This window comes from Niastella sp. OAS944 (assembly GCA_024809215.1).
Classification (GTDB): domain Bacteria; phylum Bacteroidota; class Bacteroidia; order Chitinophagales; family Chitinophagaceae; genus Niastella.
The window spans coordinates 584,248-601,584 of the sequence record JANUBW010000002.1 but is presented as its reverse complement, the minus strand read 5'-3'; the positions used below and the strand labels follow the sequence as shown (position 1 = coordinate 601,584).

The 17,337-nt window shown below is 40.2% G+C and carries 20 protein-coding genes; 10 read left to right on the top strand and 10 right to left on the bottom strand.

The genetic code is table 11. The features are described from left to right. Nucleotides 1-15: 15 nt before the first annotated feature. Both GGD38_RS13015 and GGD38_RS13010 read left to right on the top strand, forming a co-directional pair. The gene (locus tag GGD38_RS13015) at nucleotides 16-324 is read left to right on the top strand and encodes a hypothetical protein (RefSeq protein WP_375300403.1); all 309 of its coding nucleotides are present in this window, start codon (nucleotides 16-18) and stop codon (nucleotides 322-324) included. Next, nucleotides 321-2,387: a 2-oxoglutarate dehydrogenase E1 component gene (locus GGD38_RS13010; RefSeq protein WP_375300404.1), complete on the top strand. Its 2,067-nt coding sequence runs from the start codon at nucleotides 321-323 to the stop codon at nucleotides 2,385-2,387. The genes GGD38_RS13015 and GGD38_RS13010 overlap by 4 nt, the downstream gene beginning before the upstream one ends. Nucleotides 2,388-2,408: 21 nt before the next feature. Here the strand turns inward: GGD38_RS13010 and GGD38_RS13005 are convergent, their stop codons facing one another. Together GGD38_RS13005 and GGD38_RS13000 are read right to left on the bottom strand one after the other, a co-directional pair. Continuing rightward, entirely contained in the window at nucleotides 2,409-2,612 is a 204-nt protein-coding gene (locus tag GGD38_RS13005; RefSeq protein WP_375300405.1) for a hypothetical protein, read from the bottom strand. A gap of 71 nt (nucleotides 2,613-2,683) precedes the next feature. Next, nucleotides 2,684-3,571, bottom strand: coding sequence for a diacylglycerol/lipid kinase family protein (locus tag GGD38_RS13000; protein ID WP_375300406.1), 888 nt, complete (start codon nucleotides 3,569-3,571; stop codon nucleotides 2,684-2,686). A 197-nt stretch (nucleotides 3,572-3,768) separates the two neighbouring features. On the opposite strand from GGD38_RS13000, the gene GGD38_RS12995 reads away from it, so the two are divergent. Beyond that, nucleotides 3,769-4,917: an AI-2E family transporter gene (locus GGD38_RS12995; RefSeq protein ID WP_375300407.1), complete on the top strand. Its 1,149-nt coding sequence runs from the start codon at nucleotides 3,769-3,771 to the stop codon at nucleotides 4,915-4,917. A gap of 71 nt (nucleotides 4,918-4,988) precedes the next feature. Here GGD38_RS12995 and GGD38_RS12990 read toward each other — a convergent pair whose 3' ends face one another. Then, nucleotides 4,989-5,603 carry a hypothetical protein gene (locus tag GGD38_RS12990; RefSeq protein ID WP_375300408.1) on the bottom strand — a complete coding sequence of 205 codons (615 nt, stop codon included), beginning with the start codon at nucleotides 5,601-5,603 and terminating at the stop codon, nucleotides 4,989-4,991. Between the two features lie 1,199 nt (nucleotides 5,604-6,802). Then, a complete protein-coding gene (locus GGD38_RS12985) occupies nucleotides 6,803-7,318 on the bottom strand; it encodes a hypothetical protein (RefSeq protein ID WP_375300409.1) in 516 nt (171 codons plus the stop codon). 179 nt (nucleotides 7,319-7,497) lie between these two features. On the opposite strand from GGD38_RS12985, the gene GGD38_RS12980 reads away from it, so the two are divergent. Continuing rightward, nucleotides 7,498-8,013, top strand: a complete 516-nt coding sequence (locus GGD38_RS12980; protein WP_375300410.1) for a class I SAM-dependent methyltransferase — start codon at nucleotides 7,498-7,500, stop codon at nucleotides 8,011-8,013. Nucleotides 8,014-8,038: 25 nt separating this feature from the next. Here the strand turns inward: GGD38_RS12980 and GGD38_RS12975 are convergent, their stop codons facing one another. Both GGD38_RS12975 and GGD38_RS12970 read right to left on the bottom strand, forming a co-directional pair. After that, nucleotides 8,039-8,458: a VOC family protein gene (locus GGD38_RS12975; protein ID WP_375300411.1), complete on the bottom strand. Its 420-nt coding sequence runs from the start codon at nucleotides 8,456-8,458 to the stop codon at nucleotides 8,039-8,041. A 24-nt stretch (nucleotides 8,459-8,482) separates the two neighbouring features. Further along, complete coding sequence (locus tag GGD38_RS12970) at nucleotides 8,483-9,232, bottom strand: DUF6597 domain-containing transcriptional factor (RefSeq protein WP_375300412.1); 750 nt, start codon at nucleotides 9,230-9,232, stop codon at nucleotides 8,483-8,485. Between the two features lie 343 nt (nucleotides 9,233-9,575). Between GGD38_RS12970 and GGD38_RS12965 the strand changes: the two genes are divergently transcribed. Continuing rightward, nucleotides 9,576-10,319: a hypothetical protein gene (locus tag GGD38_RS12965; RefSeq protein WP_375300413.1), complete on the top strand. Its 744-nt coding sequence runs from the start codon at nucleotides 9,576-9,578 to the stop codon at nucleotides 10,317-10,319. 200 nt (nucleotides 10,320-10,519) lie between these two features. Then, nucleotides 10,520-11,161 (top strand): hypothetical protein, encoded by a 642-nt coding sequence (locus GGD38_RS12960; RefSeq protein ID WP_375300414.1) that lies wholly within the window; start codon nucleotides 10,520-10,522, stop codon nucleotides 11,159-11,161. 73 nt (nucleotides 11,162-11,234) lie between these two features. Here GGD38_RS12960 and GGD38_RS12955 read toward each other — a convergent pair whose 3' ends face one another. Together GGD38_RS12955 and GGD38_RS12950 are read right to left on the bottom strand one after the other, a co-directional pair. Next, complete coding sequence (locus GGD38_RS12955; protein WP_375300415.1) at nucleotides 11,235-11,723, bottom strand: hypothetical protein; 489 nt, start codon at nucleotides 11,721-11,723, stop codon at nucleotides 11,235-11,237. A gap of 499 nt (nucleotides 11,724-12,222) precedes the next feature. Continuing rightward, entirely contained in the window at nucleotides 12,223-12,621 is a 399-nt protein-coding gene (locus GGD38_RS12950; RefSeq protein ID WP_375300416.1) for a hypothetical protein, read from the bottom strand. Nucleotides 12,622-12,848: 227 nt separating this feature from the next. Here GGD38_RS12950 and GGD38_RS12945 point away from each other — a divergent pair, with 227 nt between their 5' ends. The 4 genes from GGD38_RS12945 (at nucleotide 12,849) to GGD38_RS12930 (ending at nucleotide 15,044) form a co-directional block, all read left to right on the top strand. Then, nucleotides 12,849-13,709 carry a hypothetical protein gene (locus tag GGD38_RS12945; RefSeq protein WP_375300417.1) on the top strand — a complete coding sequence of 287 codons (861 nt, stop codon included), beginning with the start codon at nucleotides 12,849-12,851 and terminating at the stop codon, nucleotides 13,707-13,709. Between the two features lie 241 nt (nucleotides 13,710-13,950). Then, nucleotides 13,951-14,400, top strand: a complete 450-nt coding sequence (locus GGD38_RS12940) for a cold-shock protein (protein ID WP_375300418.1) — start codon at nucleotides 13,951-13,953, stop codon at nucleotides 14,398-14,400. A gap of 94 nt (nucleotides 14,401-14,494) precedes the next feature. After that, a complete protein-coding gene (locus GGD38_RS12935; RefSeq protein ID WP_375300419.1) occupies nucleotides 14,495-14,779 on the top strand; it encodes a hypothetical protein in 285 nt (94 codons plus the stop codon). 13 nt (nucleotides 14,780-14,792) lie between these two features. Further along, nucleotides 14,793-15,044, top strand: a complete 252-nt coding sequence (locus GGD38_RS12930; RefSeq protein WP_375300420.1) for an RNA recognition motif domain-containing protein — start codon at nucleotides 14,793-14,795, stop codon at nucleotides 15,042-15,044. A gap of 9 nt (nucleotides 15,045-15,053) precedes the next feature. On the opposite strand, the gene GGD38_RS12925 is transcribed toward GGD38_RS12930, so the two are convergent. Together GGD38_RS12925 and GGD38_RS12920 are read right to left on the bottom strand one after the other, a co-directional pair. Next, entirely contained in the window at nucleotides 15,054-16,130 is a 1,077-nt protein-coding gene (locus tag GGD38_RS12925; protein ID WP_375300421.1) for a 3-oxoacyl-ACP synthase III family protein, read from the bottom strand. Nucleotides 16,131-16,201: 71 nt separating this feature from the next. Continuing rightward, a complete protein-coding gene (locus tag GGD38_RS12920; protein ID WP_375300422.1) occupies nucleotides 16,202-17,281 on the bottom strand; it encodes a fatty acid desaturase family protein in 1,080 nt (359 codons plus the stop codon). Between the last annotated feature and the right edge of the window lie 56 nt (nucleotides 17,282-17,337).

Sequence of the window (17,337 nt, the reverse complement as noted above, 5' to 3'; positions counted from 1 at the left end):
AAATTAGAAACAATTATGGACCGTTTAACATATCTTAATAACGGGACAGCCTCTTACATCAACTCTCTTTACGAAGCGTATCAGCATGATCCCGGTTCTGTAGAATTTGGCTGGCAAAAATTCTTTGAAGGTTTTGATTTTGGTTCTCATGGCGAACCTTTATATACTACTATGAAGCAGGCTTCCTCTGTTGAAGTATTTGCAGCTGTTATTAAAGAAATAAATGTGCTCAATTTGATCGATGCCTATCGTACCCGGGGGCATCTGTTTGCAAAAACAAACCCAGTACGGGAACGCCGTAAGCATTACCCGGAAAAGAATTGACCCTGTTTGGATTGAGTGAAGCCGATCTTGAGGCTGTGTTTAGTTCCGGTGCAGAAGTGGGTTTAGGTAAAACATCGTTGAGGAATATTATTGACCATCTTGAGCAAATCTATTGCCAGGCTATTGGTGCAGAATACAAATACGCGCACGGTAACTATAGCGGTGATGTAAAATATCATTTAGGTTATGCTAATGACATTACTACGTACTATGGAAAAAAAGTGCAGCTGAGTGTATGTCCTAATCCATCCCACTTAGAAGCTGTTGATGCCGTGGTAGAAGGTATAACGCGTTCCAGGATCGATCATAAATACGGCGGCGATCAGTCGAAGATCGTTCCGGTGCTTTTGCATGGTGATGCTTCCATTGCCGGACAGGGTATTGTTTATGAAGTATTGCAAATGGAAAAACTTGCCGGGTATAGTACCGGTGGCACCATTCACCTGGTGATCAATAACCAGGTAGGCTTTACAACAGACTATAAAGATGCCCGTTCAAGTACCTATTGTACCGATCTTGCAAAAGTAGTATTGGCGCCGGTGTTTCATGTAAATGGGGCCAACGTAGAAGCGCTGGCTTATATCATTCAATTAGCTATTGAATATCGCCAGGTGTTTAAGGAAGATGTTTTTATCGACATGCTGGCTTACAGAAAATATGGACATAACGAAGGCGACGAACCAAAATTCACCCAGCCGCTTTTATATAAAGCTATAGAAAGCCACCCGGGTACAAGGGAAATATATGTTCGAAAACTGGTAGCTGAAAAAAGCATTAATGCTGATAATGCTGCTGAACTTGACAGATCATTCAGGGCAGAGCTGCAGGTGTTTTTAGATGAGGCAAAAGAAGAAGAACGAATTACAACAGGCAGTAGCAACGCCAATGAAAAAGATTTCAATGAATCGCCCAATACGGCTATATCGGAAGAAATGCTTGTTGATATCGGAAACAGTATCACCTCCTTACCACCCGATATAGCCTTTTTGAAAAAAGTGGAGAAGTTGTTTGCCGACCGCAAAAAGCTGGTAAATGAAACCAGGGTGTTTGATTGGGCCATGGGCGAACAATTGGCATATGGATCGCTGTTAAAAGAAAACCATTCCGTACGGCTTAGCGGTGAGGATGTAAAGCGGGGTACCTTTTCACATCGGCATGCGGTGATTACGGCAATAGATTCAGATGAAGAATATGTGCCCCTGAATGCATTGGGCACACCTGCCAGGTTCGAAATTTATAATTCCCTGCTATCTGAATACGGCGTATTGGGGTTTGAATATGGTTATGCCCTGGCCAACCCAACTGCATTGGTAATATGGGAAGCGCAGTTTGGTGATTTTCTAAACACGGCGCAGGTTATAGTAGATCAATATGTGACCAGTGCCGAAGCAAAATGGCAATTGGGCAATGGGCTTGTGATGCTGCTGCCACATGGGTATGAAGGGCAGGGGCCTGAACATACGTCGGCCCGAATTGAACGGTTTATGGAAATGTGCGCCAATAATAATATACAGGTGGTGAACTGTACAACACCGGCCAATTTTTTCCATGTATTACGCAGGCAGTTACATCGCGATTTTAGAGTGCCGTTGATCGTTCTTACACCCAAGAGCCTTTTACGTCATCCATTATGTGTATCTGTGATGGAAGAATTTACCAATGGAAAATTCCAGGAGTTAATAGATGACGCGAACGCAAACAGCGAGCAGGTAAATCGCGTACTGTTTTGCTCAGGTAAGATCTATTATGATCTGCTTCAAAAACAGCAACAAGAGGAGCGTAATGATATTGCTCTCGTTCGCATTGAACAACTTTACCCAACGCCATTTGCCCAAATGCAAAAGATAAAAGATAAATACAGAATGGCCAGGGAATTTATTTGGGTACAGGAAGAACCGGAGAATATGGGAGCATGGCCATATCTGTGCCGAAAGTTCAGAAATAATGAAATGAACCTCGGGGTAATTGCACGTAAAGAAACAAGCAGCACTGCTACCGGGTTCGCTAAGCAACACGCCGCTGAGCAACAGGAAATTGTTGAACGCGCCTTAAGCGGAAATTGATCGGGTTATTTGTAATCGCTATCACTTATTCATGCTGCTATCACGCTTAGTTCCACTGGTATCTCGCTGAGTTCCACTGGTATCACGTTGCATTGATGCACTGGTATCGCGGGTATTATTGTTGGTGGCTGTACTGTCGGCTGAAGTGCCCGTAGTGTTTTTAGGAGGCTCGCAGGCGCTAAAGGCTGCTAATACAACTATCAATGCAATAACTAGGTTTTTCATAAATTAGTTTTTAATACTATTGTAGTATCAATTCCTTTGCCACCTTTTTATAAGATGCGTTAAAACGTGTTTTAGGTGGCAATAAGAAATTCCAGACTACCGGCTGTTATTTCAATTAAGATCTCAGTTTCTTTTTTCAACTTCAGCATTTTATCATCGGCATGCAAATGTTTGCCGTTATAAAAGATCTTTACCTGTTTGGCTTTCAGGGTATGAAACTGATATTCTTCTTCGCCGCCAACCATCTTTTGCAAAAGGTAGTCGGCGAATTTTTCTTTATGCGCTTCAGGGATCAGGATCACATCGAGTTCGCCATCGCCCGGATCGGCATAAGGAGCCAGCATGAGGTTGGGGCCAATAGAGCGCATGTTCATCACTTCTACCATATAGAAGTTTCCTGAGTGGTCGGTGCCGTCTATCTCCAAATGGCACTTATGAGGTTCATAGGAAAAAAGTATTTTATGTAAAAGCTTCAATGCGCCTTTCAGTTCATCTTCAGGTGTGTCGAATTTTATATCGCGGTCTTTTATTTCTTTCACCAGGTATGGGAAAATGCCAAAGCCAAATCCTTCCAGGAAAAAACTGGCCTCAGCAAAGTTTACCAGGGTGCCAATATCTACTTTCTTTATGGTGCTGGTTTTCCACGATCGAACGATCTGTTTGATGTTTCCGCTTACCCCTAAAGTTTTGGCTATGTTATTGGCTGTACCCAGTGGCAACAGGCCAATTGGGTATTTTTTCTTTTTATTCAACAATTCCTTTATCACTTTTCTTACGGTTCCGTCGCCGCCGGCAATGGCAATTAGGTCGGTATCGCTGTCGAATTGTTGCCATCCTTCTTCCTTTGTGGAATATAGCCTGCAGGCAAAGCCTGCACTTTCGATCAGCGCTGCCAGTTTTTTACTGCTATGTTCTTCGTTCCCTGCTGTAGGATTGTAAATTAATGTTACCTGTTTCATGTGGCTTTATTCATTTCAAATTTTGCGGTCGTTGTCGGCAGGGGTGTTCCCGGCGCCTGGAAATTTTATCATTATTTATTCATTTCAATGTTTATTTGGGTAAAATGTAGTTTGTTGAAAATGTGTATGGGCTATAGGATGCAATAAAGATGCCGTGCGAATTGTGGCATGCGAATTATAGCATTATCCGTAAAACTGTGCAAACCCTTCCTTTAACAGTCAGGCGATCGATCGAGATCATTGGATTGGCGGTGTTCTTTTGGTTCATAGTTGTTGCCGCCGACATTCTTTCGCCCATCGTGCTTGCATTCTTTCTTACTATACTGATGTATCCATTATTTAAATGGCTTACAAAGAAAAAGCTACCCGAAATGGTGGCCATCATAATTGTACTGGTGGTGCTTTTGGCCGGTATGGCGGCGGTGGTTTGGTTCATTTCTACAAATATTACCCGGCTGATTGAAGATTTTTCAACGTTAAAAGCCAATGTGACACTGCACCTGGAGCGACTGAGTAGCTGGATCAGCAGCAAAACCAATTATTCTACCGAGCGGCAGTTACAACTGATCAACCAGCAAAGTGAGAAGCTGGTGAATTTTGCCGGCGGATATGTTGGCGGTATCTTTTCTTCGCTTACTGCGCTGCTTATATTTTTCGGCCTTGTTCCCATTTACATTTTTTTATTATTGTTTTACCGCAACCTGCTGCTGCGTTTTGTTTTCCTGTGGTATAAAGAGCATGAGCATGAGCGCGTGAAGGAAACAGTGAAGGAGATGCAGGGCATCATAAAAAGTTATCTTGGGGGGCTGCTTATTCAAATTGCCTACATTACCATTTTGCTGGGAGGTATATTAATGTTATTTGGTATTAAACATGCGCTGCTGATTGGGGTGTTGTTCGCCTTTCTTAACCTTATTCCCTATATAGGAGCGCTTATTGGAAATGTGATTGGCGTATTGTTAACGCTTTCTTCGTCTGACCATTTATCGCCTATATTAACGGTGTTGATCGCTATTGCGGCGGTACAATTTTTAGATAATAATATTCTTATGCCAAAGATCGTTGGCTCAAAGGTACGCATTAATGCCCTTACCAGCATTGTGGCAGTTATTGCCGGCGGGGCGCTTGCGGGAATTTCCGGAATGTTTCTTTCGCTGCCGGTCATTGCAGTGCTGAAGATCATTTTCGACCGCTCGAACCACCTGAAGCAATGGGGCGTTTTGTTTGGTGATGAGCGGCCACCAAGAAGTCCGTTTACCTGGCCACGGTATCGTAAAGCGTCGCCGGTGGTGCAGGATGAAATTAAAGAGGAGAGTGGGATAGAGGTGAAGAAGGGAGGTACATAAAAAACGGCCCCCCGATAAATCGGAGGACCGGGCAATCCCTTTACGGGACAATTTGTGCTATAACACACTATTTATTGAATAACCCTTGAAACCAGTATTGATATTACCTTTTGTTTACCCTTGCCGATGGCAATTACCCGGAACCAGTATTTAGCGATCGAATTAAGGTTAGTGAAAACAGCTTCTCGATCGCTGGAGGTTTCGTTTATCCATTGGCTGTTGGGTGTTACCGGATCAGGCGTACATTGGAATACATAAGCCTTGGCCCCGGTTACCCGTTTTATGCGGGCAATGGCCTGTCCCGGCGGTCCTATTTCAACGTCCAGTTGGTCAATGGTTCCCAGGTCCTGCGAGGCGTTACCAATGCCGGCGATATCGAACCCGCTGCTAAGCAGCATGGTCTTATCACCGTTACTGGTTGTTGTTACAAAGTCATCCCATTTAACAAGCATCCCTATGAGCTCAGCTTTTCTGTCGTTTTTAGCTGAAGAAAGGGTGCGGTCTTTTCTGCCGGCTACATTTAAAGCTAACTGGAAGTCTGTGTGGCCCTTTTCCACCTCGGCTATTGTCGGTGTTGGATTGGGGAACGATGCATTGTTTTTCATGTTTTCCAAAATGCGACCAACCAGCATCAGCAGAAAAGTATCGCTGGGTTTTTTGTACGATTTTTTAATTTTAAGTTTCATATACAATAGATTTAAAAAATTATAAAATTGTTTTTAGTACACGCTACCTATCAGAACCTTAACTTTTGAACATACTTTGCCTGATACATCACCCTTGTTCCGGTAATATAGCTTTAGCACAACTGCTAAAGTGAGTAACACAAAGTGTTATTGAACGTTAGTGAATAAAGGCTCGGAATGAATACGTATTGGCCAATACGGAAGGATCTTAATGACCTGTTTGACTTACTTCTTTCACCGTTGGATTCCGTTTACTAGTGTCAGTGAATTTAGCTCATCGTTCAGGCGTCTTTGTTAAATCGAATATACGGTGGCGGAGAAGCGAAATCCAAATTTTGGCAACACTTGGCAACACTTGGCAACATTTCCTAGGTAGAACTACTTAAAAGTTGAACTTTTAGCGGTATGCTTTTTCTCGCGTAGACAAGACACTTTGAGTGTTGATCAGTTCGCGTTTTGACCTTTCTTTTCAAATTCCTGCTTCCGCAAGTTGGTATAACGCCTTCGCCAATCGGGTAAAGGTCTTCGCTAATCAGTTTATGCCCTTCGCCAATCATATAAAGGCTTTTGCTGATCAGGTTTATACCTTTCCCTGGCAGGTATATGCATTAAACGGTTAGTTACATGCCTTTCCCAATTGGGTGTTGAGTATTGCCAAAAAAGTAAAGGTTATTCCTCATGGGGTAAACACCTTTTCCTGTCAGGGGCAGGCGACCGACGGTCAGGTTATAACGACAGCCCGGTCGGGTAATCACGATCACCTGTTGGGATTCTCATAAAACCCGATAAGTAAAAGTGGAAACCTGATAGGATAAGTTAAAAAGCTAATCGGGCAGGTGAAGCACCCGATGGGGGAAAGGGGAGATCTGAATGGGAAAGCACTATTCCCGGCAGGGAGAAGTGAATACCCAATGAGGAAAGTTAAGTATCTGACAGGGAGAAGTGATAATCCGACAAGGAAATATAAATACCTGACAGGGCTGGTTAAATACCCGACAGGTTGAATTGAAAACCTGAATGGACAGGTCAAAATACCAATAGGTAACATCAAAAAACTTAATGGGAAAGTTCAAAACCTTATTGGTAAAGAGAAAACCTTCGTTATACGTTACCTATTCCACCGAACAAACCTTTCAAATACTGAAATTGGGTAAACTACAATTTACCAAACTGCCCGGCAATTTTGCCGGGCAGTTAACTTATTTGCTTTTGAACTTAGGTTTGTCCCATCTTTTTAAGAATAATTCATGCAATTGTTCCTGTATTTTATCCTCGGGCAGGCCATTTAAATAACAAAAACGCTCCACTGTTATTTTCTGATATGTTTTTATAAATGCAACTTCGCGAATGATAGCCAGCATCCGGTCAAGGGTACGCATGCTTTCACCGAGTAATTGACTCATATCCTTTCTACGTAAATAAACCGTATATGGGGCGGCCCTTGAGCACATTGGCTCGCCACGCGGGTCAGGCGGGTTCATGTGAAACCACATCAGTGCTTTGTACCGTAATAATAGCGGAGCAGTGGGATGCCCATAACGAATATTGCCTACTGTTGCCCAGATGTCTTTTTCATCGAAGGGTTGTGCTGAAACCTCCTGTATCTTTTCTGCCATTTTCTGCATTTCTACAGTGATCCTGTCTCTGTATGCTTGCCGCTCTGCTTCCGGTACCGGATAATTCGGCGACCATTCTTTTTCATTTGAATCATTCATGGTAATACTGTTTTGTAAAACATTTTGCTTACCAATCAGGGCCTATTACCGTTATGGACAGTATAATAGTGAAGGGCGATAAGATAGTTCTTTTTTGAAATATCGAATACGTGAAAAACACCTGATTTTAGGGAAGCGTAAAATGTTTCAAACGTATATTTAGCACGCAAACCGATACCATGCAATTAACTGAAGCAATATTGTTGATCCAAAAAGGAATTGTTCCGCAAAGCTCACCACAAACCTGGGCCGACCTGGGCGCTGGCAAGGGATTATTTTCAGAAGCCCTCTTATCTCTGTTAATACCGGGTTCTGTCATTCATGCGATTGATGTACAAAAGCGATCTAATACCGGGCATAATTCTTCGATCATATTTCACCAGGCAGATTTTGTGAACGATAAATTGCCAATACCAACCCTTGATGGTATACTTATGGCAAATTCCCTTCATTACGTACAGGACCAGGTAGCATGTATTCAAAAACTTAAAACCCATTTGCGCAATCGAACTGGAGTGATGGTGCTTATCGAGTATGATACCGATGCAGGAAATGAATGGGTACCGTATCCGGTTTCATTTGCCCGTGCACAAGCAATATTTAGCGATGCAGGCTTTTCCAGCATCGAAAAAATAGGAGAACGACCATCTGTTTACGGTAGAAATTCTATGTATGCAGCTTTAGTTACCCAATGAGGTGAATAACAGCATACCTCTTTTATTATTTCAAATGTTCTGCCCATTGGTCTTTTGGCAAAGCGGAAAAAATTTCCAATAAATTTTCTTCTGTGTCTCTGAAATGTGCCACACGAATGCCCCAGGCCGGCATATCTTTGGGTTCTGTTAGAAAATTAATTCCCTTGCTTTTTAGTTTTACGTAGGTGTCTGACACATCTTCAACCTCTATTATGATCACAGATCTGTCCTGAAATTCACCTTTCTTTTTAGTATTAAAATTGTCAATTGCCATACCCATTAATTCCGCTTTGAAAATGGCCAGCCCGGATTCTAAACCAATATTAAAGCTGGCAAAGTTTTCACCCGGTTTGCCCCAGGTACATTCAAGGCCAAGCGTATCATTGTAAAAAGTGAAAGCTTTATCAAAGTCGTTCACCAGTAACCGAATGTTGCTGAATTTCATTTTTCTTTAATTAGTGGGACAAAATTACTTTTTAGCCGTTGTTGTCAATTGTAAAAATCGGTCGTTTTTATTTTCGTATAGATCTTCCGGATTAACGCCCGTGTGTTTTTTTACGGATTTAATAAAATGTGACCGGTCAAAATAATTATATTCCGGATAAAGCTGACCGTTCTTTATGTGTTTAAAAGAAGCAAAAACTTTTAAGATATTGCAATATTGCTTCAATGAAATACCAAACCGTTCATTGAAATACCTGTTGATTTGCCGGCTTGTCCAAAATACTTGTTTTGAATATTGCTGAACGGTGAGTTCTCCATTTGTTTGTTGCAAAAGGTTGAACAGGTTTTTCTTTTTGAGGTCAATACTGTTCTTATTGCTCAATATTGAAAGCATTATTTTATCGAAGTGTTCTGTAGCATTGTTAAGATCAGAAAAATCAGTTTTGTTTATGTGCCAAAAGCCGTTTTCAACCGGCGATTCACTGTTGAGTATATCAGCAATTTTATTTTTAAAAATATGATCAACAGCTAAAAGTTTGAAGCGTATTCCAAAGATCTGGGTGTTTGGTTCAATAGAAACATCCACCTGTTTTGTCCAAATGCCTGTGAGCGAAGTTTCAATCAACTTGTTGTTTCTAAAATGAACAAGCAGATCAAAGCAACCGTCGGGCAAAATAGTAAAGTCAAGTGGGTTAGGTGTTGCGTTATTAAACCACCAATAACTTTTCACAAAATCCGTTAGCTGATCGTGGGGTTGAAGTTCTTTGTATATCATTCGGTGGCAATATCGCTAATGGTTTTAGTAGTATCAAACATTTTGGCCTTTGCCTCGTTAATCAATTTACTGATGATTTTGCTGTCGTGAAATTGCTATATGAATAGCAAAAAAACTGTACATCAGCGTTAACCACATGACATTAATTAATACCGGTTTGAGTTTTTAAATATGTTTTTTTATACTTTTACACCTCGTACAATGTATTAGGTTATACGATAATGTGATGCACTTTTCCTGGTACACTTCCTGTTGATCATCCAATATTCCTGCAGCCCTCGAAAAATAAAACATTTAAGAATACACTTATCAGACGTTTGTAAATACCTGTCGCCCAAAGCCCATGAGCAACACGTTTACCGATAAGGGAGTAATGAAAGCAAATAATTTAATTTTAACTTCAATGCGTAACTTAATTTTAATAGTTTCAATATTTTTCTTTTCAACTTGCTCAAAAAATGATACAGAAAGCAAAGGCGAACCAATTAATACATTTAATGAGATTTTTCAAATTCATTTTGACCTCGATGGCAAAAAATATGATTTGCTAATAAACAAAGACAGTATCAACTACGGAAATAGTAATTTGATCCAAACCAGCCCGGATAATTATCTTATTGCCAGTGGGGCATTTTTTAGAATTTCCCAGAAGTCTAACTATTCACTTTTGCTCGGTTCTGCTCAAGGAGACTTGCTAAATAACTGGTCAGCGACATATGAATCTTTTAAAATGCTAATGAGTCCAGGTGAAAAAAAATATGACTCCTTGCTATATTGTTACCAAACTAAATTCAATAGGGTTGAAATAAAGTTTTCAGACGAGAATAGAAGCTCCTGGGCGACTACAAAGTGGACTGACATAGGTAATTATCAAATACAGAAAATGGTTGACCAACCAGGAAGCAGCTTTGTGATTACCGAATACAAAGAAGCATCAATCGGGAATAAAAACCCCGCGAATAAAAGCAGAAATAACGCAGCTATCATCAAAGGAACGTTTAATTGCATTCTTTATAAAGCGAATTCCAGTGAGAAAATGCTTCTTACAAACGGTAGCTTTACCTTATTTGTAGGATTGGATGGATGATTTTGAATTACAGATAAATTTACAGGGTGGTATTGTATAAATGGTGTTGAATGTTTAAAAGCGGATAGTGTATCAAAGCAGTTTGCAGGGCCTGGAATTGAGCAAAATCAATACTTTTAACCGATCCGAAGATAATAACAGTTAATGTGTTTGAATCATGCATGAAAAGGTCTCTAAGGGAATAAAAGAAATACTGATAGATGGCAGATAAAAATAAACTCATCGTAAAAATTGAAAGTTTCAGGCATAGGGATAAGTTTTCAGCAGAGGTATGGGACAAAAGAGGTTTGAATCCTTCCGGTTCAGAGCTTTGCGCTCATTTGAATTCACATTTTAATTCTTGTGCAACTAAATTGATAGATGCTATTAATCTAAATGCTCCCGCTGAGCACCTCGTTGCAATAATAAAGGATTCACTCAGGTCGCTGAATAAAAATGATTATGATACTGAGGAAAGAGAGCTTATATGCGACTTGTTTTTTGAGCTTGCAAAGAATATAAATATCGATTTGGGAAAGAGTTTGGATGAATGGTTGTATGGTTTAAATATTTTATCACTAATTAGCAGTGATAGAAAAATTATAGAAACTCTTCGCCAACCTTGTACCAATTGTGGAAAAGAGCTTGAAACACACATAATGCAAAAGGAAGATGGAATACCTGATCATTCCTGGCTCATAGGAAAATGCTTTCATTGCAATGAATTAAATCTTATTGCGTTAAAACCTGATATAATTGAGTTCAGGTTTGGAAATTATGAAATGGTAACTTCTTTGAACAAAGAAGACTTTCCCTATGAAAAGGCTTTGGCTAAGCTTTTAGAACTTAAAGCAGCATTATAATAAAATTAACCCGAGATAAGGTACTGCATCGAATAATGCTATGTAAAAGTTATTAAATTGAGATCAAAAGAATTTACTGCACTATTTCTAAATTATTGAACTCACCAGAAACTGCAGTTGCTTTGGTGGTACCATTATGCGTCATATTAATGGTGCCCGAAAAAGTGCCCGTATGTTTTCCATTGGTGATCTTACTGAATGTAAGTACAACCGCGCCATCCATAATTTGATAGCCATTCAGTTGCCAGTCAATATAGCTGCTTCGAGGAGTATAAGTATAACTGGTAGTTGTAATAGTGTTGAGCGGAACTTTAGAGAGCCAGAAATTTATATATTGGGTACCGTCGTAGGCTACCATTCTGGATCCTCCGTTATTGTCAGAAATAATGGCACAACCTTTTTCATTGGGCATCCTTGGCCCGGTAAATTTTGTTTCTTCGCCTTCTATTTTAACTTTCAGATAAACGTCAGTGGAGCCTGAATTAGATTCATTTGAATCGGTTTTCTTGGAGCAGCTTACCGCAAAAATAAATAAACACATGCCAAGCAGCAGTTTCTTCATACTGTAGGGATTTTTTAATGTATCACTAACGCTTTTGTATTTTATTTATTTTAAATGTTAGTCTGGTAAGCTGCCAATGATTGTTTGGTAAGTAATTCTATGTATTATGAGCGGGCGGCTCCTTATTTAAAATTATAGGTGAGGTTGTTTAAAAAGAGTTACTAATATTTCAGTAAAATTGCTAACTAACGAGAAGGAGGCTGAATCGGTCATTGAGACGGACAGCGACAAATGGGCTAAGAAAGAGAAAATTCTACAATAAAAGTGGTAATTGTAAAATAATTGATAGCATACAATCCAGGACTGGGAGCTTTTGATTTTCATTGTGAGGTCTTAATAAATATTTATCCCTGTAGCAAATATGAACTTTAAGAACAATAGTAAAATACTTGGATTGGTAATTAATAAAGGAAAAAGGGGAGATATATGTAGTGGTTATTCTTTTTTGGTTGAGTTTGATTCTATAAATCCGGTTAACAATAGAATTATTTTGGACTCTTTAAGGTAAATTCTTCAACGTAATTTCTACTGTCTTACGCTCCCCATCATACACCATCTTTCCATCTTTTATAAACCCACATCCAATGATCAGGTCATAAGGGAATTCATTTAACATAGTTCTTACAGGTGTTTTCCCAAAATCTAATCCCTGTATTTCAATTGTTATTTCATAAATATCTATGGGTTGCCGGCCAAGTATTGGGTGTACCGCAACGGCACCATCAACTTTTTTTAAGTCTAACAGCGTAATGATATCGGTCTTTATATGAAGCCCGGCCGCACCGGTATCTATGATTGAACTTACTTTTATTCCAACATTATTCAGGGGATTGATTATTGTTACTTCCTCAATGGCAGGGAAGCCGTATTCATCGATAATGCCGGTGATCTTTCTCATAAGTAATTAATAATGTGTTCTTCATGCTATGTAACTTAAAGATAACCTATAGAAATTAATGTGCCATTTATATTTGGCACAGGTTTTTAAATTAGTAAGGGAATAAAATAGCAGGGCGCTATATGAGAGCTTGTTGGAAATATGTAAAGCATGTCTTTTTGTATATCTTGTTACTTGTTGGCATCCATTCCTGTTTGCCCTGCAGGCATTGCCATACGGCGCAATGCATGCCACCTGTTCGGATTGTTCATGATCGTGATATCTCCATTAAATATTCAGAGTTTAGCAACAGCCCCCACATAATAAAATTACAGCGAAAACAATTACATGAGATCTCCGGTATGGCTGCCAGCCGGCAGAATAAAAATGTATTGTATTTAAATGAAGATAGCGGTCATCCTAATTTCATTTATCTTACCAATACCACCGGCGAAGATCTTGGTAAGCTGATAATCAATAATACTTTTAATCGCGATTGGGAAGATATTGCCGTGGGGCCTGGTCCGTTACCTGATCGTAATTACATATATGTTGCCGATATTGGCGACAATTACGCCTGGTATTGCAAAAAACGTATTTACCGGTTTCCCGAACCTGACCTTAAAAATGAAGCAATGCCGGTTAGAAAAGTAATAAAACATGCGGAGACCATTACCATACAATATCCTGATAAACCCCACAATGCAGAAGCTATTCTGCTTGATCCGCTTACCCGCGATCTGTATATAGTCACCAAAGAGGATAATAAGTGCAATATTTATGTAGCTTCATTTCCCCAGGCTACCAGCCATAAAGTGGTTCTTGAACCGGTAATAACCTTACCATTTCATTTGGTTACAGGTGGTAACATTTCATTTAATGGGCTCGAGATCATGCTGCGCAACGAACATACTTACTGGTACTGGAAACGGGCGAGGGGAGAATCCATAGCAGCTGCTTTGGCAAGATCGCCTCAACAAATAACACCGGTAACAAAAGAGCCGCAAGGGGAAGCTATCTGCTTTGCAACAGAGCAACCCGGTTACTTTACCTGTTCTGAAGTTAGCAAAGGCCAGCAACCGGTAATTTGTTTTTATGAACAGGAGTAGTAGGTTTTATTACAATATATAAGGCCTTCATTGATGATTTACCGGGGGGGTAAACTCTTTTAGCGGTAAACCCGATTATTATTAGTATATTTGAATATTATTTCCTCCCTGCACCTGTTCTGAATCTTCACAACATTTAGTACGGCAAGGTCATATACAACTTTCGACTTGCACTGGATTTGATTTGTTAAATAGTGTTAAACAATATTTCCTGCCCGGCAGGAGTCATTAAACATTTTATATGGGAAAATCTCAAGAGACCTTTTCAAAAAGAGAGCGTGAAAAACAACGCGTAAAAAAGCAACAGGATAAAATAGAGAAAAGAAAGGAAAGAAAGGCTAATGAAAAAAGCAAAAGCCTGGAAGATATGATGGCATATCTCGACGAAAATGGAAATCTTACCAATACTCCTCCCGATCCGAAGAAAAAGAAGATCTTCCGCCAGGAAGATATGCAGGTGAGCGTACCAAAACAGGAAGACCGCCCAATTGAAGAACCAAGAAAAGGAATTGTATCATTTTTCAACACACAGAAAGGGTTTGGTTTTATCAACGATGCCGAAACCCGTGAACGAATTTTCGTACATGTCAATGACCTTTCTTCACCTGTGATGGAAAATGATAAAGTAACATTTTTCGTACAGCAAAGTCCCAAGGGATTGGTAGCTGTAAACGTTACGGTGGTTAAGTAAAAGCACAACATCATTATTTAAATAAGGCATGGGTAATATCCATGCCTGTTAATGTGCTATCTCTCATTTTAAACTTTCCTTTAAATGACTACCAATGACTTTTTTAAAAGAACATTTACATAATGGTGATTATAACTGGGCCATGGGGCTAAATCATTCCATTCAGAACAATGAACCCGACCGGCGCATGTTCGACCGTTCCAATGGTTATCAGATGCTGTTTATTATAAATTACTTTGGCCAATCATTAGGTAAATTGACTGTTACCGACGGGCGTAGAATTGAAAAGCTTATATCAACTCAGTTACCTGGAAACATTAAAAGTGAATTGTCGGTCTTTAACTGGCTGCGCGGAATTTATTTATATTATAGTAATTGATAAAAAAACGAGTATGCATATTCAGGTACTTAATCTTAGTTTGAATACCGGAGATCGTGAGCTGCGAAGGTTATTTTCTCCTTTCGGCATTGTTACGTCTGCCGAGGTATTACGCGATAAATTTAATGGCCGCTCAAAATGTAACGCAATGATCGATATGCCGGTTGATACGGAAGCCCGGCAGGCGATCCTGTCGCTTCATAAAACAACGTTAGATGGTAAAACGATCTCTGTAAGTGAACATCATACACAACCTGAATGGTAGAAAATATCGCTACTCCAGTTTGTAACAAGCCGCGTTTATATTCATACCGGCGCCTACCGATGCAAATAAGATCACATCGCCCGCATGCAATGCATGATCTTCTACCTGCCCTTTAAGTACAAGGTCATATAAAGTTGGAATGGTGGCCACAGAACTGTTACCCAGCCAGTGTATGCTCATAGGCATTACGCTTTCAGCAGCAACATCCATGTCATAAAGCCGGTACAGCGCTTTTACTATGGCCTCGTCCATTTTTTCGTTTGCCTGGTGAATGAAAATTTTCTTCAGGTCTTTTATATCAACGCTACTTTTTTCGAGACAGTCTTTCATAGCCGCAGGTACCTGCTTAAGGGCATACTCATATACCTTGCGCCCATGCATTTTTATAAAGTTGGTATTGCCCACTATTTCCGGTTCATATGACTTATCGAAATAAATATAATTGAGTTCTTCCGTGCAGTCTGATCGCGTGCATGCCCCTAAAAAGCCACCACCAGTTGCATTTACCTCTTTCTTTTGAACAATAAATGCACCGGCTCCATCCGAAAATATCATGCTGTCCCTGTCAAAAACGTCTATTACCCTCGATAGGGTCTCTGTACCTATTACCAGGCAGGTGCTGGCCATGCCTGCTTTTATAAAAGCATCGGCCTGTATAAGCCCCTGAAGCCATCCGGGGCAGCCAAACAGGATATCATAAGGTACACACGATGGATTTGATATTTTAAGCTCATGTTTTACCCTCGAAGCAAGTGATGGTACTGTATCGGATTGTACGCTCCCATGTTTAATATCGCCATAGTTATGGGCAACAATGATCTGGTCTATGGTTTCGGGGTCTATACCACTGTCTTCTATAGCCAGCCGTGCTGCAAATGTTGCCATATTGGAGGCTGTAATATGATCAGGCGCATAACGTCTTTCCTCGATGCCCGTAATTTGACGAAACTTTTCAATGATCTCGGGCATCCCTGAAGAGAGCGCAAGGCTTTTTCCGGTATAGAATTTTCCTGATGTGAATTCGTCGTTTTTTTTAATGACCGGTGGAATATATGATCCGGTGCCTGCGATTATAGAACGTATCATGCGTGAAATAATGGCTTATTACTTAAAAGGTACAGATTTTATGTCAAATATGATTTTGATAATGGCAATAGTTACGCAATATAGGGATTGCGGCCCAATTTTTTCATAGTTCGAACATGTGATGAAATGGCCGTTGATACCCGGTTAAAACAATGGTATGGCAGCCCATGTTGAACACAATGCTGGCGTACGATGAGGCTTAATGCCGGGTAGTGAATATGGCTGATGCGGGGAAACAAATGGTGCTCTACCTGAAAGTTCAACCCTCCCAGCAGCCATGATAAAACTTTGTTCCGGGGAGCAAAATTGGCCGTGGTTTTAATTTGATGCACCGCCCATTCTGTTTCTATCATTTTATCTTCAATGCCCACCGAATCAAATTCAGGCCCCTCAACCGCATGGGCAAGTTGAAACACATAAGAAATGAGAATGCCGGTAGTAATACCCATGGTGGCATATCCAATAAACCAGGCAAGCGGCCCAACCGTCAAAATCGGTAGTAGAATATAGAAAAATACATACAACACCTTACTTGTCCAGAACATAATATGTTCCTTTTTGTCCATCTGGTGTAATGTAGTATTATGAATTTTCTTTGTAAAGTACTTTTGAAAATCCCTTATGCTCACCCACATGAATAATGTAAGCGAGTAGGCCAGCGTGAGGTATACATGCTGGTATTTATGTATCGGCATCCATTTTTGAGTAGGGCTTTGTCTCAGCAGTTTACTCTGTGCAATATCGTCGTCGGCCCCTTCAATGTTTGTATAGGTGTGGTGAATTATATTATGTTTCTGTTTCCAGAAAAATGCATTTCCGCCAATTGCATTCAGGGTAAGCCCCAGTAAGTTATTCATCCATTTTTTGTCTGAATAACTGCCATGGCAGGCGTCATGCATAATGTTGAAGCCAATACAGGCAAGCATCAGGCCAAGCAGCATACACAGGGCCAGTGCAATAATTACCGGTAAATGAATGGTAAGTAATAAAATGTAGATGGTTATAGCAGAAGGTATAAGGATGACGGTCTTTGTATATAACTTCCAGTTGCCGGTCTTTTTGAGCTGGTTTTCGCTGAAATACGATTCTACGGCTTTTTTAAGCGACTGAAAGAAAATATTATTCGAATTATTGAAAGTGATCTTCGACATAGGACGAATTGGAGATTGTTAAAAAAATAAAGGACTCCTGGTAACGTCCGGGAGCC